General features: G+C 61.0%; 12 protein-coding genes and 1 pseudogene. 8 read left to right on the top strand and 5 right to left on the bottom strand.

Annotation, left to right across the window (positions count from 1 at the left end; genetic code table 11):
* Positions 1-37 precede the first annotated feature (37 nt).
* Entirely contained in the window at positions 38-565 is a 528-nt protein-coding gene (locus P2T68_RS08535; protein WP_069075434.1) for an XRE family transcriptional regulator, read from the bottom strand.
* A 159-nt stretch (positions 566-724) separates the two neighbouring features.
* On the opposite strand from P2T68_RS08535, the gene P2T68_RS08530 reads away from it, so the two are divergent.
* From P2T68_RS08530 to P2T68_RS08500, 7 genes and pseudogenes are all read left to right on the top strand, one after another.
* A complete protein-coding gene (locus P2T68_RS08530; RefSeq protein WP_024073943.1) occupies positions 725-1,507 on the top strand; it encodes an aldolase in 783 nt (260 codons plus the stop codon).
* Positions 1,508-1,534: 27 nt separating this feature from the next.
* Entirely contained in the window at positions 1,535-2,407 is an 873-nt protein-coding gene (locus P2T68_RS08525) for a dihydrodipicolinate synthase family protein (protein ID WP_024073942.1), read from the top strand.
* Positions 2,408-2,792: 385 nt separating this feature from the next.
* Entirely contained in the window at positions 2,793-3,332 is a 540-nt protein-coding gene (locus P2T68_RS08520; protein WP_024073941.1) for a sigma-70 family RNA polymerase sigma factor, read from the top strand.
* Positions 3,329-4,297 carry a FecR domain-containing protein gene (locus tag P2T68_RS08515; RefSeq protein WP_069075431.1) on the top strand — a complete coding sequence of 323 codons (969 nt, stop codon included), beginning with the start codon at positions 3,329-3,331 and terminating at the stop codon, positions 4,295-4,297. The genes P2T68_RS08520 and P2T68_RS08515 overlap by 4 nt, the downstream gene beginning before the upstream one ends.
* Positions 4,298-4,421: 124 nt before the next feature.
* Positions 4,422-6,980, top strand: coding sequence for a TonB-dependent receptor (locus P2T68_RS08510; protein ID WP_102625729.1), 2,559 nt, complete (start codon positions 4,422-4,424; stop codon positions 6,978-6,980).
* 490 nt (positions 6,981-7,470) lie between these two features.
* Positions 7,471-8,385: a DMT family transporter gene (locus P2T68_RS08505; protein WP_069075429.1), complete on the top strand. Its 915-nt coding sequence runs from the start codon at positions 7,471-7,473 to the stop codon at positions 8,383-8,385.
* Positions 8,339-8,452: pseudogene (locus tag P2T68_RS08500) on the top strand (outer membrane lipoprotein carrier protein LolA); the annotation flags it as partial. The gene P2T68_RS08505 and the pseudogene P2T68_RS08500, both read left to right, overlap by 47 nt.
* An 11-nt stretch (positions 8,453-8,463) precedes the next feature.
* Here the strand turns inward: P2T68_RS08500 and P2T68_RS08495 are convergent.
* From P2T68_RS08495 to P2T68_RS08480, 4 genes are all read right to left on the bottom strand, one after another.
* On the bottom strand, positions 8,464-9,681 hold the full coding sequence (locus tag P2T68_RS08495; RefSeq protein ID WP_277379241.1) for an SAM-dependent methyltransferase: 1,218 nt from the start codon (positions 9,679-9,681) through the stop codon (positions 8,464-8,466).
* A 158-nt stretch (positions 9,682-9,839) separates the two neighbouring features.
* The gene (locus P2T68_RS08490) at positions 9,840-10,457 is read right to left on the bottom strand and encodes a TPM domain-containing protein (RefSeq protein WP_024073936.1); all 618 of its coding nucleotides are present in this window, start codon (positions 10,455-10,457) and stop codon (positions 9,840-9,842) included.
* Positions 10,458-10,488: 31 nt separating this feature from the next.
* The gene (locus P2T68_RS08485) at positions 10,489-11,220 is read right to left on the bottom strand and encodes a YgcG family protein (protein ID WP_277379240.1); all 732 of its coding nucleotides are present in this window, start codon (positions 11,218-11,220) and stop codon (positions 10,489-10,491) included.
* Positions 11,221-11,238: 18 nt separating this feature from the next.
* Positions 11,239-11,850, bottom strand: coding sequence for a LemA family protein (locus P2T68_RS08480; RefSeq protein ID WP_041160861.1), 612 nt, complete (start codon positions 11,848-11,850; stop codon positions 11,239-11,241).
* Positions 11,851-12,088: 238 nt separating this feature from the next.
* On the opposite strand from P2T68_RS08480, the gene bglX reads away from it, so the two are divergent.
* On the top strand, positions 12,089-14,380 hold the full coding sequence (gene bglX / locus P2T68_RS08475) for a beta-glucosidase BglX (RefSeq protein ID WP_024073933.1): 2,292 nt from the start codon (positions 12,089-12,091) through the stop codon (positions 14,378-14,380).
* The last annotated feature ends 105 nt before the right edge of the window (positions 14,381-14,485 follow it).

Below are 14,485 nucleotides of genomic sequence, written 5' to 3'. Positions count from 1 at the left end.
CCGCCCACATTGATCGCCTTTCAAGCCGTCAGCGCGGTCACTCTTCAGCGCTGTGCACCACCACCAACAACTGCGCCTGCACATCCCCCACCGAGCGAAGCCGATGGGGCTTCTGTGCATTGAAATGCAGGGCATCGCCCCGCTCCAGGATCACCCGTTCATTCATGAAGTCCACTTCCACCTGGCCTTCATGCACGAACAGGAATTCCTCCCCCACGTGTTCCTTGAAGGTCTTGTCGGTGAACTCCGCCGGCGGGTAAATGATGAAAGGCAACAGGCTGCGTTCACTGACCTGATGGGCCAGCACCGCATAACCCGGCGCGGTGTCGGGCCGCTCATGGCTGCGCACCAGGCTGTAACTGTCGAGACTGACGCTGTCTTCGCTGAACAGTTCTTCCACTTTCACGTTCAACGCTTTGGCCAGTTTCAACGCAGCGGCAATCGACGGTGTGTTGAGCCCGCGCTCGACTTTCGACAGATAACTCTTGGTCATCCCGGATTTTTCGGCCAGGTTTTCCAACGTCACGCCGAGTTTTTTTCTCAATAATTTCAAACGGATAGACATGCGCTGCGGTTAATCCATGCAGAAAGCGAAGAGCTGTGCTTGCTAATGACACAAAGTGTCATATAGCATCTTTAGTGTCATTTGCCTCACCCAACGACCTTGCGAGCAGCGGGGGACCAGCAAATCCGACGTCCATTGAACCACCCAAAGGACACCGATATGGCCAAGACATTAGCACTCCCCAAAGACCAACTGGTCAAGCAAGCGCTGATCCAGATGCAAAACACCCTGGCGGATAATACGTGGACCGACCGGCAAAAGCTGGCGCTCACATGTCGCATCCTCTTCGAATACGGCCACGACTCCGGCCTGGCCGGGCAGATCACCGCGCGCGGGCCCACGCCTGGCACCTATTACACCCAGCAACTGGGCCTGGGCTTTGACGAAATCACCGCGAGCAACCTGCTGCTGGTCAACGAAGACCTCGAGGTGCTGGAAGGCCACGGCATCCCCAACCCGGCCAACCGTTTTCACACCTGGGTCTACCGTGGAAGGCCGGATGTGAACTGCATCATTCACACCCACCCGACGCACATCGCCGCCCTGTCGATGCTGGAAGTGCCGCTGCAGGTATCCCATATGGACCTGTGCCCGCTGTACGAGGACTGCGCGTTCCTGGAAGCCTGGCCAGGGGTGCCGGTGGGCAATGAAGAAGGGGAAATCATCACCACGGCACTGGCTGACAAGCGCGCGATTTTGCTTTCGCACCACGGCCAGTTGTCGACCGGGGCAAATATCGAGGAAGCCTGCGTGATCGCGCAGTTGATCGAGCGTGCGGCCAAGTTGCAATTGCTGGCGATGGCCGCCGGCACCCTCAAGCCGATCCTGCCGGCATTGGGACGCGAGGCCCATGACTGGATCTCAAAGCCCAAGCGTCATGGCGCTGCGTTCAATTACTACGCCCGGCAGAACCTGCGCAAGCACGCCGACTGCCTGAATTGATTGCCCTTTTTCGACCGGAGACCTCCCATGTCCAGCCCAACCATTCACGGCATCATCGGCTACACCATCACCCCATTCAGCACCGACGGCCAACGCATTGACCTCGACGCCCTGGGCCGCTCCATCGACCGCTTGATCGCCAGCGGCGTGCATGCCATCGCGCCTTTGGGCAGCACCGGTGAAGGCGCTTATCTGAGCGAGGCCGAGTGGGACGAAGTCAGCGCCTACAGCCTGCAAAAAGTCGACAGGCGCGTGCCCACGATTGTCAGCGTGTCCGACCTGACCACCGCCAAGGCCGTACGCCGCGCGCGTTACGCCGAGGCCCATGGCGCCGATGTGGTGATGGTGCTGCCGGCCTCGTACTGGAAACTCAGCGAGGCGGAAATCCTCGCCCACTACGCCACGATTGGCGACAGCATCGGTTTGCCGATCATGCTCTACAACAACCCGGCTACCAGCGGCACGGACATGTCGGTGGACTTGATCCTGCGCATTATCAAACAGGTCGCCAACGTCACCATGGTCAAGGAGAGCACCGGGGATATTCAGCGCATGCACCAGTTGCACCAGCGCAGCGACGTGCCGTTCTACAACGGCTGCAACCCGTTGGCACTGGAAGCCTTCACGGCCGGGGCCAAGGGTTGGTGCACGGCGGCGCCAAACCTGATCCCGCAACTGAACCTGGATTTGTATGCGGCAGTGTTGGCCAATGACCTGAGCAAGGCGCGCGAACTGTTTTATCGGCAGTTGCCGTTGCTGGAGTTCATCCTCAAGGGCGGGTTGCCGGCGACGATCAAGGCCGGGTTGCGCTTGACCGGGTTGGAGGTGGGTGATCCCCGCTTGCCGGTATTCCCGTTGGGCGAGGCCGGAATCGAACAGCTGAAAACATTGCTGCGCTGACGCCGCGATCCAATGTGGGAGGGGCTTGACCCAGTGCCAGTCAATTAAGAGATAGAACGAGCAAACCGTAACCTGTGGCGAGCGGGCTTGCCCCGCGTTGGGCTGCGAAGCGGCCCCAAAACCTGGCGATTCAATATGCCTGGATAAACTCGGGGGCCTTATTGGGGCTGCTTCGCAGCCCAACGCGGGGCAAGCCCGCTCGCCACAACAGGCCCGCTCGCCACGACAAGCGCGGTCACCACAACAAGCTCGCTCGTCACAGTTACAGTGTTCCTCCTCAACTGACTGGCAAGCCCCCTCCAACATTTTAAATAGAGACAAATGATAATGATTCTCGATAGAATTCACGACTTTTCCACGTCGTGCTTCGTCAAGAAGGATATCCATGTCTCGTCCCAAGCCCGACCCGTTGTCGGCCGATGCCTTTCGCGGGTTTTATGCAGACATTCTGTATTTCCTGCGCAAACGCACGGACAACGCCAGCGACGCGGCCGACATGACCCAGGATGTCTTTACTCAGTGGCTGGACTACCGCGACCGCGCCAAGGTCGAGCAGCCACGGGCGTTTCTGTTCCAGATGGCGCGCAACCTGCTGCGCGATCATTGGCGCAAACAGAAGGTACGACAAACCGTCCACGCCGATCAGGCCGAAAAGGATGCCGAGCCGGTCATTGACGAGCAGAACGACCCCATGGTCGCCGCACAACGCCTGCAACGCCTGGAACAGTTGAAAGAAGTCCTCGCCGAGCTCTCGCCGCGCAGGCGAGAAGCCCTTATGCTGCACCGCTTCGAAGGCCTGAGCCAGGTACAGATCGCCGAGCGCATGGGCATTTCGACCAGCATGGTGGAAAAGCACATCGCCTTTGCCCTGCTGCATTGCAAGCGACGCCTTCAACCCGACCTCGGCACGGAGCAGCCCGAATGAACCGCCTGAGCGACATCGACGCCCTGGACATCGAAGCGAGCGACGCCATCGATGCCCAAGCCGCCAGTTGGTTTGCACGCAACCGTAGCGATGCGGGGCGCGCCGACCGCAAGGCTTTTGCCGCCTGGCAAGCCGTGCCGGCCCACGCCCGCGCCTATGCCGAATTCGAGCAGCTGTGGGCGGACCTCGCCCAGTTGCAGCAACGGAGCAAACCCGTGGCGCTGCCCCCGCGCAAACCAGCCTTCTGGCGCCCGGCCCTCGCCGCCGCCGCCGCCGTGCTCTGTGCCGTACTGGCCACGCATCTGGGTGCACCGCGCGAGTTGTATCACAGCCAGGTCGCGGCCCACGCCAAGGGCGTGCGTACCCTGGACCTGCCCGATGGCAGCACCTTGTATGTGAATGCCAACACCCGCCTGCGCGTCGACTTCACCGCCCACCAACGCATCATCCATTTGGACAAGGGCCAGTTGTATATCGAGGTCGCTGCTGACAAGGAACGGCCGTTGTTCGTACAAGCCGGCGAAGCGAATGTGCGGGTGGTGGGCACGGCTTTTGATGTGCGCCGCAGCCCGCAGCAACTGGTGGTCAGCGTCGCCCATGGCCAGGTCGCCTTCGAGCCGGACGCCAAAAACGCCGTCACCTTGCTCGGCGCCCAGCAACGCGCCATCTACCACTACGCCAAGGGCACCGTGCAGCAACAACCCCTCACGTCCGAAGACGTGGCCGACTGGCGCAGTGGACACCTGTCGTTCCGCAACCGCGAGCTGGCCAGCCTGATCGATGAACTGAGCCTTTACCGCCCGCAGGCACCGTTGCAGGTGAGCAATGCAGTGGCACACCTGAAGGTCTCGGGCAATCTCGATGTGAATGATCCAGACGCCTTACTCAATGCCCTGCCCGCCCTGCTGCCGGTAAAAGTCATGGCTTCAGCCGATGGCGTGATAAGCATTGAGCCGAGCAAATAATACAAAAACCGTACTTGAGAATATTTTGCATTTGCACGTGTGGTTTTTTTAGCCTGCCCCGTCTTCCTCCCGACTGTGTTTGATACGCACACCTTTTTGGCTATTTGGCCACCCGGGGGATTTCATGTTTCGCGCGCCTTGCCACGCTTCGCACCTGTTGCTTCAACCGACCCTGCTTGCCACCTGCCTGGCGTTCAGCCTCACAGCCCAGGCCGAGTCGTTCACGCTGCACCTGCCGGCCCAGTCGCTGGCCACGTCACTGAGCGAGGTGGCGCAGCAGACGAAGATCCAGCTGCTGTTCGATGAAACACTGCTCAAGAACGTGCAGGCACAGGCCCTCAATGGTGACTTCACCCCGGAAGTGGCGATCCGCACCCTGCTGGCCCCTGGTGAGTTCACCCTGATCAAGGTCGGCACTACCTACGTCGTACGCCCCGATGCGGGCAAGACTACCCAGAGCGGCGCGATCCAGCTGGACACCTTGAGCGTGATCGGCACGGGCAATGAAGTCGACTCCAGCACCGTGAACCGCTCCACCCTGAGCCAGGCCGACATCGACCGCTACCAAGCCAATAACATCCCCAGCCTGTTGCAGACCCTGCCAGGGGTCAGCCAGGGTGGCTCGCTGAAACCCGGTGGCCAGACCATCAACATCCGTGGTTTCGGCGATGCCGAGGATGTACCGATGACCGTCGACGGTGCCACCAAGAGCGGCTTCGAGCGCTACCAGCAAGGCACGGTATTTATCGAACCCGAGCTGATCAAAAGCATCGAGGTCGAGAAAGGCCCCAATTCGCCGTTTACCGGCAACGGCGGTTTTGGCGGCACGGTCAACATGACCACCAAGGACGCCCCGGACTTGCTCAAGGACGGTCGCAACAGCGGTGCGATGCTCAAGTACGGTTACTCCAGCAACGACCATGAACAGGTCTATAGCAGCGCCGTGTATGGCCGCACCGACGATGGCCGGTTCGATGCGCTGGCTTACCTGACCCAACGCGACGGTGGTGACATGAAGGTGGCCGCCAAGCTGCCCAATGAGAACAACCAGTACCCGATCAACCCCCAACGCCTGCCTAACACCGCCCAGGACGTGGACGGCAAGCTGTTCAAGGTCAATGCCCACTTCACCGATGAACACAGTCTCGGCCTGTCGTACTCGCGTTCCCACAGCAATCGCTGGACACCCTTTTCCGCCGCGAGCTACCCGACACCGCCGACCCAGGCCAACATCAACCGCTACGGCTACGAAGGCGCGTTGAAGCGCTTTCTGGCACACCGCGACACCGTCGACACCACCTGGTCGGGCAAGTATGAATACCAACCCTTGGACAACCCGCTGGTGGACTTGACCGTCAAGTACTCTCAGTCCAACACCGAGCAGACTGACGAGCGCGACGCCACGGCGTTTTTCCAGTTGGCCACGGGTGGGCGCAAGATGGACACGTCCTACACCGACAAGAACCTCGACATCCGTAACGTCAGCCTGTTTGACACCGGGCCGTTGCAGCATGCGGTGACTATCGGTGGGCAGTTGCGCAAGCACATCCGCGAAACCGAGATGTGGATGCCAGGCACCACCTACAACACGCCACGCTACAACTATGGGCACTTTCAACCGGGCTTCATGCCCCACGGCAAGGTGGATACCAACAGTTTCTTCATCCAGGACGCGGTGACCCTGGGCGATGTGACGATCACCCCGTCGCTGCGCTACGACCATGTACGCAATCGCGGCGAGGCCAACGATGCACCGTACTACAGCAACCCCGACCCCGCCGTCGGCCATGACTACAGCGATCGCACCTACACCGGCTGGTCGCCGCGCCTGGCGTTGTTCTGGACGGTGACCCCGAACGTCGGCCTGTTCGCCAACTGGAGCCAGACCTGGCGGGCGCCAGTGATCGACGAGCAATACGAAGTGCAGGGCCTGGGCAACCGCACAGCCACCAGCGTCGACCTCGACCCGGAGCGCATCACCTCGATCACCCTGGGTAACATCACCCGCTTCGACAACCTGATCGCCCAGGACGACAACCTGCAACTGCGCACCACTCTGTTCCACAACAAAGTCGAAGACGAAATCTTCAAGGCCACGGGCGTGGGCTGCCAGAACCAGGCCATCAACGGCGGCACAATTGCCAACGCTTGCCCACCGGGGGCGATGTCCAACTACCGCAATATCGGCGCGCTGACCATCAAGGGCTTCGAGTTCGAAACGCTCTATAACTCCACCTACCTGTTCGGCTCGGCATCGTTCGCCTATGCCACCGGCCAACACGAGGGTGCCTATACCAACCCTTGGGGCCCGGATGTGGCGGCCCGCGATATTCCGCCGACCAAGTGGGTGCTGGTGGTGGGGACCCACATCCCGGCCTGGGATGCCCAGGTGGGGTGGACGGGGCAGTTCATCGGCGCAACCACTCGCCTGCCCAGCGACAAATACTCCGGCGGCCCCGGCAGCAGTGTCGGCGACTTGTTCTACGACCAGTATGGCAATAAGCGCTACAACACCCAGGGCCTGTTCGCGAAATGGGCACCGCAACAGGCTTACCTGAAAGGCACCGAGGTGAACTTCACCGTGGACAACCTGTTCAACAACAACTTCCGTCCGGCGCTGAGCGGTGATCGTGCCTACACCAAAGGACGCGATGCCAAGATCAGCGTCACACGTTTCTTCTGAAGACTGGCACTGCAACTGTGGAGAGCGGGCTTGTTGTGAAGAGCGGGCCTGTTGTGGCGAGCGGGCTTGCCCCGCGTTGGGCTGCGGAGCAGCCCCATTACAGGCGATGTGTTTTTAACTGACACACCGCGGTGCCTGGTTTTGGGGCCGCTTCGCAGCCCAACGCGGGGCAAGCCCGCTCGCCACAGGTGACCTGTTTGCCCGTTCCATCTCTTCCACAGATGACCGTTTGCCCGTTCCATCTCTTCCACAGGTGACCTGTTTGCCCGCTCTATCTCTTAACTGACTGGCATTAGGGCTTGCCCGCGATACAGGCGACGCGGTTTATCAGTAAGTCTGCGGTGCGCCCATCGCAGACTCACTGAAACTCGACAGCGCCCACACAACAGCAACTGTACGGATAAATCCGCACCCAGCTGTAGGCCCGCAATCGCCGGGGGTTGTGGCTAGATGGGCTTCCCTTGAAGCCCTCTAGATTTCGGTTCTCCCCATGAGCTCGCGCGAAAACACCGGCATGGCCCTCGGCCTGCTGGGCGTCATCATCTTCAGCCTGACCCTGCCCTTCACCCGCATCGTGGTGCAGGAAATCCACCCGTTGCTCAACGGCCTGGGCCGTGCGTTGTTCGCGGCGATTCCGGCGGCGGCGCTGTTGCTGTGGCGCCGCGAGCGTTGGCCAACCTGGCGCCAGGTGCGCGGTTTGTGCCTGGTGATCGCAGGCGTGATCCTCGGTTTCCCGGTGCTGTCAGCCTGGGCCATGCAAACGTTACCGGCCTCCCATGGCGCGCTGGTCAACGGCCTGCAACCACTGTGCGTGGCCTTGTATGCAGCGTGGCTGTCCCATGAGCGGCCGTCGAAAGCCTTCTGGGCCTGCGCCGCACTGGGCAGCGCGTTGGTATTGAGCTATGCGCTGATTACCGGTGCCGGCAGCATTCAAGCCGGCGATCTGTTGATGCTCGGTGCCATTGCGGTGGGCGGCCTGGGTTATGCCGAAGGCGGTCGGCTGGCCAAGGAGATGGGCGGGTGGCAGGTCATCTGCTGGGCGCTGGTACTGTCGACCCCGGTGCTGATCGGCCCGGTGTGGTACCTGGCGGCGCAGCACCAGGGCGCGATTTCGATGCGCACCTGGTGGGCGTTCGGCTATGTGTCGCTGTTCTCGCAGTTCCTGGGATTCTTTGCCTGGTACGCCGGGTTGGCCATGGGCGGCATTGCGCGGGTCAGCCAGATTCAGCTGCTGCAGATCTTCTTCACCATTGCATTTTCGGCGTTGTTCTTTGGGGAACATATCGAACCGATTACCTGGGTGTTTGCCTGTGGGGTGATCGTGACGGTGATGCTGGGGCGCAAGACGGCGGTGCAGGCTGCGCCAGCCCCCTGTAGGAGCGAGCTTGCTCGCGAAGGTCGCTAACGATAACGCGGGAAACCTGAAAGCCTGCGGTGCTCTCAGGCTTTTCGCGAGCAAGCTCGCTCCTACAGGGGGCGGCGGTCAGATCAGGTAGCCATCCGCGCGCAGCAGGGTTTCCAGGCAGTGTTCGGAGATGTGATAGAACGCCTTCAACTCCTGGATTCTCTCCAGCAACTGCGCATTGTCCAGCGGTTCGGCGCGCTTGACCGCCAGGATCATCTTGTTCTTGTTGGTGTGTTCCAGGGAGATGAACTCGAACACCTTGGTCTCATAACCACAGGCTTCAAGGAACAAGGCGCGCAGGCTGTCGGTGACCATTTCCGCCTGCTGGCCCAGGTGCAACCCGTATTGCAGCATAGGCTTTAACAGCACCGGGCTCTGGATCTGCAGGCGAATCTGTTTGTGGCAGCACGGCGAGCACATGATGATCGACGCACCGGAACGAATACCGGTGTGGATGGCGTAATCCGTGGCGATGTCGCAGGCGTGCAGGGCGATCATGACGTCCAGCTCGCTCGGTGCCACGCTGCGCACGTCACCGCACTTGAACACCAGCCCTGGGTGGTCCAGGCGCGCAGCGGCGGTGTTGCACAAGGTCACCATGTCTTCGCGCAATTCAACGCCAGTGACCTCAGCCTCGACATTGAGCGTGTTGCGCAAGTAGTCATGGATGGCGAACGTCAGGTAACCCTTGCCCGAACCGAAATCAGCGACGCGCACCGGCCCGTCCAGCCGCAGCGGTGACGAGGTCAGCGCATGGCTGAACACTTCGATGAACTTGTTGATCTGCTTCCACTTGCGCGACATCGACGGGATCAGCGCGTGCTTGGCGTCGGTCACGCCCAGGTCGAAGAGGAACGGTCGGCTCAACTCGAGGAAACGATGCTTCTCGCGGTTATGCTCGGCCGACGGCGCTTCGCGCAATTGCTGGGGTTTGCTTTTGAACAGCGAGCTTTTGTTCTTTTTGCTGTATTCGAGCTGGGCTTCGTCGGTCAGTGCCAGCAAGTGAGCGTTCTTGAACGAAGCCGGCAACAGCTCGGCAATCGCCGCCACGCCATCGGCCACCGGGAAGTTCTTGGTGATGTCGCGGGTCTTGTAGCGGTATACGAAGGACAGGCACGGCTGTTCCTTGACCGTCACCGGCTTGATGATCAGCCGTTGCAGCTCGGCGTCCTCACCCACGTACTTGGCCAGCACCAGCTTGATAAAAGCGTCGTGCTGAAGGCTTGCGCTCAGCAGTTCGATGAACTGGGCATGATGATCCGGCGCAGGGCGGGCAGGTTGAGCGGTAACGGACATGAACAAAAACGCCTCGGGCAGGGAATGCCGGGCATTTTAGGGGGGATGGGGGTTTAGGGCACGGGGTTATTTGATCAACGGTACTGCGCCTGACCACTTGGAACCCAATGTGGGAGGGGCAAGCCCTCCCCCACATTTGATCTCCAGTGTTGGATGTTCTATTCGAGCACGACCAGGCGGTTGGGCAGTTCATTACGTGTCTGAGTCACCGGCACATGCACCTTGAGCAACTCGCCACACGCCTCGATACAAGCAATAAACCCAGCCAGCGTCTGCCCCTGTTTGACCTGCTGGGTAAACGCCTTGACGATCCCCTCCCAATGGCTGTCATCCAGGCGGCTGGAGATGCCATCGTCCACCAGGATTTCCACATAACGCTCGGCCTCGCTGACAAAAATCAGCACCCCGGTGCTGCCCAGCGTGTGGTGCAGGTTCTGCTCCAGGAACTGCCGGCGCGCCAGGTTCGACGCGCGCCAATGGCGCACCGAACGCGGGATCAGGCGCGTGGTGACCTTGGGCAGGCGAAACACCAGGCACAGCACGATGAACGTCGCCCATTGCGCCAGCAGCAAGGTGTACATGGTCAGGTAGCCCGACAGGTAATGCACCACACCCGGCACCACCAACGCGATCAGGCTGGCCCACAGCAATGGGATATAGGCGTAATCGTCGGCACGGGCAGCCAGCACGGTCACCAGTTCGGCGTCGGTGGTTTTTTCGACCCGGGCGATCGCTTCGGCGACCTGGCGCTGCTCGTGTTCAGTCAGTAATGCCATGGTTGTAGATGCTCTTTTCTAGTTATTGTCATTACCAGCCGCCCGACGCGCCGCCGCCGCCGAAGCCACCACCGCCGCCTCGGAAACCGCCGCCGCCACCGCCACCGCCCCCACCGCCGCGTCCACTGCTGCTGAGGATCGCGAGCAGGATCGCCCCCACCGGCAGGCCCAGGCGATTGCACAACCACAACACGCCGATCAGCAGGACAAACAAGCCGATGGAAAACCCGGGATTATTCTTGGCAAAGTTGGCATCCGCCACATGGGCCGGCACTGCCAGCGGCTGACCGCCCACCACCTGGATCATGGCGGCTACACCGTCGCTGATACCCTGGCTGAAATTGCCGGCCTTGAACTTGGGCGTGATCACCTGGTTGATGATCACCCAGGACTGCGCATCGGTCAGCGTACCTTCCAGGCCGTAACCGACTTCGATGCGTAACTTGCGCTCATCGCGGGCAACGATCAACAACGCGCCGTTGTCCTTGCCCTTCTGGCCAATACCCCACTGGCGGCCCAATTGGTAACCGTAGTCCTCAATAGGCACGCCTTGCAGGTCGGGCACCGTGACCACCACGATCTGGTCGCCGGTGGTTTGCTCCAGCGCCTGCAACTGCTCGGTCAATTGCTGGCGCGTCGCCGGGTCGAGCATCTGGGCGTTATCCACCACCCGCCCGGTCAGTGCCGGGAAGGTCAACGCCGCCTGGGCCGAAGCGACGCATGCCAGCAACCACAGCGCCAGGCCTATCCGTAATAAACGCATCGACACCTCAATGCAGCCTTATTTGAACTTCACTTGCGGCGCTTTATCGGCATCGGCACTGGTGGCTTCAAACGTGGCGCGGATCGGCAGGTCGCTGTACATCACGCTGTGCCACAGGCGGCCAGGGAAGGTGCGGATCTCGGTGTTGTAGGCCTGCACCGCCTGGATAAAGTCGCGACGCGCCACGGCGATACGGTTTTCCGTGCCTTCCAACTGGGATTGCAGGGCCAGGAAGTTCTGGTTGGCCTTCAGGTCCGGGTAGCGCTCGGACACCACCATCAAGCGGCTGAGCGCACTGCTCAAACCGTCCTGGGCTTGCTGGAACTGCTTGAGTTTTTCCGGGTTATCCAGGGTGCTGGCATCCACCTGGATCGAGGTGGCCTTGGCCCGCGCCTCAATCACCGCAGTGAGGGTGTCCTGCTCATGGGTGGCATAGCCCTTGACCACTTCCACCAGGTTGGGGATCAAGTCGGCACGCCGTTGATACTGGTTCTGCACCTGGCCCCAGGCCGCCTTGGCCTGCTCATCCAGGGTCGGAATGGTATTGATACCGCAACCGCTCAGCACGCTGCTGATCAATAACAACGCCGCGGCTTTCAAGCCCCAGCGGTAACCTTGTGCTGCTTGCATGGTGTTTCTCCTGGCCAATCTTGATGGAATTTGACGACTAACCCTATAAACCGCGCGCTTGGGGCATAATCCGCCACCACTGGAATGCATCGAGCCAATCAGCTACAAAGATGCCCAGCGCGAAAAAGAGTTCAGAGTGTGCTGCATTTATCTGAACAACACCCGAACAACAATAGACGCTCCCCACATTTTGGCCGATCAGCGCTAGCGCTGTGCAGTGAGCCGAAAAAGGATATTCATGAAGAAGCTGTGTTTGCTCGGCCTTGTTGCCACTCTGGCCACCCACCCCGTCTGGGCAGAAACAAAGCCTGCTGCGCTTAAAGACAAGGACGCCTTCGTCAGCGACCTGCTCAAGCAGATGACCCTCGATGAAAAAATCGGCCAATTGCGCCTGATCAGCATCGGCCCCGAAATGCCCCGTGAGCTGATCCGCAAGGAAATTGCCGCCGGCCGCATCGGTGGCACGTTCAACTCCATCACGCGCCCGGAAAACCGTCCGATGCAGGACGCGGCCATGCGCAGCCGGTTGAAGATCCCGATGTTTTTCGCCTATGACGTGATCCACGGCCACCGCACGATCTTCCCGATCAGCCTGGCCCTGGCCTCCAGCTGGGACATGGACGCCATCGGCCGGTCCGGGCGCATTGCCGCCCAGGAAGCCGCCGCCGACAGCCTCGACATCACCTTCGCGCCGATGGTCGACATCTCCCGCGACCCGCGCTGGGGCCGTACCTCCGAAGGCTTCGGCGAAGACACCTACCTGGTCTCGCGCATCGCCGAAGTGATGGTCAAGGCATTCCAGGGCACCAGCCCCGCGAATGCCGACAGCATCATGGCCAGCGTCAAGCACTTCGCCCTGTATGGCGCCGTGGAAGGCGGGCGCGACTACAACGTGGTCGACATGAGCCCGGTCAAGATGTACCAGGACTACCTGCCCCCGTACCACGCGGCGATCAAGGCTGGTTCCGGCGGCGTGATGGTGGCGCTCAACTCGATCAACGGCGTACCCGCCACCGCCAACACCTGGCTGATGAACGACCTGTTGCGCAAGGACTGGGGCTTCAAGGGCCTGGCCGTCAGCGACCACGGTGCGATCTTCGAGCTGATCAAGCACGGCGTGGCCAAGGACGGGCGTGAAGCCGCCAAGCTGGCGATCAAGGCCGGCATCGACATGAGCATGAACGACTCGCTGTACGGCAAGGAATTGCCAGGGCTGCTCAAGTCCGGTGAGATCGAGCAAAGCGACATCGACAACGCCGTGCGCGAGGTGCTTGGCGCCAAGTACGACATGGGCCTGTTCAAAGACCCGTACCTGCGTATCGGCAAGGCCGAGGACGACCCGGCCGACACCTATGCCGAAAGCCGCCTGCACCGCGCCGAAGCGCGTGACGTGGCGCGCCGCAGCATGGTCTTGCTGAAGAACCAGAACGGTACCCTGCCGCTGAAGAAATCCGCGACCATTGCCCTGGTGGGTCCATTGGCCAAGGCGCCCATCGACATGATGGGCAGCTGGGCCGCCGCCGGTAAGCCGGCACAATCGGTGACCCTGCTCGACGGCCTCAACGCGGTGATCGGCGAAAAAGGCAAGATCATCTATGCCCGTGGCGCCAACATCACCAATGACAAGGCCGTGGTCGACTACCTCAACTTCCTCAATTTCGATGCCCCGGAAGTGGTGGATGACACGCGCCCTGCCCAGGTGATGATCGATGAAGCGGTCAAGGCCGCCAAGGATGCCGATGTGGTGGTCGCCGCCGTGGGTGAATCCCGTGGCATGTCCCACGAATCGTCGAGCCGCACCGACCTGAATATCCCGCAAAGCCAGCGCGACCTGATCAAGGCGCTCAAGGCCACCGGCAAGCCATTGGTGCTGGTACTGATGAACGGCCGCCCGCTGTCGATTCTCGAAGAGAACCAGCAAGCCGACGCGATCCTGGAAACCTGGTTCGCCGGCACCGAGGGCGGCAATGCCATCGCCGACGTGCTGTTCGGTGACTACAACCCGTCGGGCAAGCTGCCGATCACCTTCCCACGTTCGGTGGGGCAGATTCCGACCTACTACAACCACCTGACCATTGGCCGGCCCTTCACCCCAGGCAAGCCGGGCAACTACACCTCGCAGTACTTCGATGACACCACTGGGCCCCTGTTCCCGTTCGGTTATGGCCTGAGCTACACCACGTTCAGCCTCTCGGACATGGCGCTGTCTTCCACCACCCTGAACAAGACCGGCAAGCTCGACGCCAGTGTCACCGTGACCAACACAGGCAAGGTGGACGGCGAAACCGTGGTGCAGTTGTATATCCAGGACGTGGCCGGCTCGATGATCCGCCCGATCAAGGAGCTGAAGAACTTCCAGAAAATCATGCTCAAGGCCGGTGAAGAGCGCACGCTGCACTTCACCATCACCGAGGAAGACCTGAAGTTCTACAACACCCAGCTCAAGTTCGCAGCGGAGCCGGGCGAGTTCAATGTCCAGATCGGGCTGGATTCCCAGGATGTGCAGCAGCAGACCTTCGAACTGCTCTGACACCTGACACGGTCAAAAAATGTGGGAGGGGGCTTGCCCCCGATTTCGGTGTATCAGCCAGCAGATCTGTCGCTGAATCACCGCTATCGGGGGCAAGCCCCCTCC

This window comes from Pseudomonas sp. G11, assembly GCF_029457515.1.
Taxonomy (GTDB): domain Bacteria; phylum Pseudomonadota; class Gammaproteobacteria; order Pseudomonadales; family Pseudomonadaceae; genus Aquipseudomonas; species Aquipseudomonas gorinensis.
Note: the sequence above shows the minus strand (reverse complement) of the source record. Positions and strands in the feature narration are given on the sequence as shown.

Bases quoted from the DNA above. Each gene is read 5' to 3' on its own strand.
- P2T68_RS08535 (WP_069075434.1), bottom strand. From the start codon at position 565: ATGTCTATCCGTTTGAAATTATTGAGAAAAAAACTCGGCGTGACGTTG.
- P2T68_RS08530 (WP_024073943.1), top strand. From the start codon at position 725: ATGGCCAAGACATTAGCACTCCCCAAAGACCAACTGGTCAAGCAAGCG.
- P2T68_RS08525 (WP_024073942.1), top strand. From the start codon at position 1,535: ATGTCCAGCCCAACCATTCACGGCATCATCGGCTACACCATCACCCCA.
- P2T68_RS08520 (WP_024073941.1), top strand. From the start codon at position 2,793: ATGTCTCGTCCCAAGCCCGACCCGTTGTCGGCCGATGCCTTTCGCGGG.
- P2T68_RS08515 (WP_069075431.1), top strand. From the start codon at position 3,329: ATGAACCGCCTGAGCGACATCGACGCCCTGGACATCGAAGCGAGCGAC.
- P2T68_RS08510 (WP_102625729.1), top strand. From the start codon at position 4,422: ATGTTTCGCGCGCCTTGCCACGCTTCGCACCTGTTGCTTCAACCGACC.
- P2T68_RS08505 (WP_069075429.1), top strand. From the start codon at position 7,471: ATGAGCTCGCGCGAAAACACCGGCATGGCCCTCGGCCTGCTGGGCGTC.
- P2T68_RS08495 (WP_277379241.1), bottom strand. From the start codon at position 9,681: ATGTCCGTTACCGCTCAACCTGCCCGCCCTGCGCCGGATCATCATGCC.
- P2T68_RS08490 (WP_024073936.1), bottom strand. From the start codon at position 10,457: ATGGCATTACTGACTGAACACGAGCAGCGCCAGGTCGCCGAAGCGATC.
- P2T68_RS08485 (WP_277379240.1), bottom strand. From the start codon at position 11,220: ATGCGTTTATTACGGATAGGCCTGGCGCTGTGGTTGCTGGCATGCGTC.
- P2T68_RS08480 (WP_041160861.1), bottom strand. From the start codon at position 11,850: ATGCAAGCAGCACAAGGTTACCGCTGGGGCTTGAAAGCCGCGGCGTTG.
- bglX (WP_024073933.1), top strand. From the start codon at position 12,089: ATGAAGAAGCTGTGTTTGCTCGGCCTTGTTGCCACTCTGGCCACCCAC.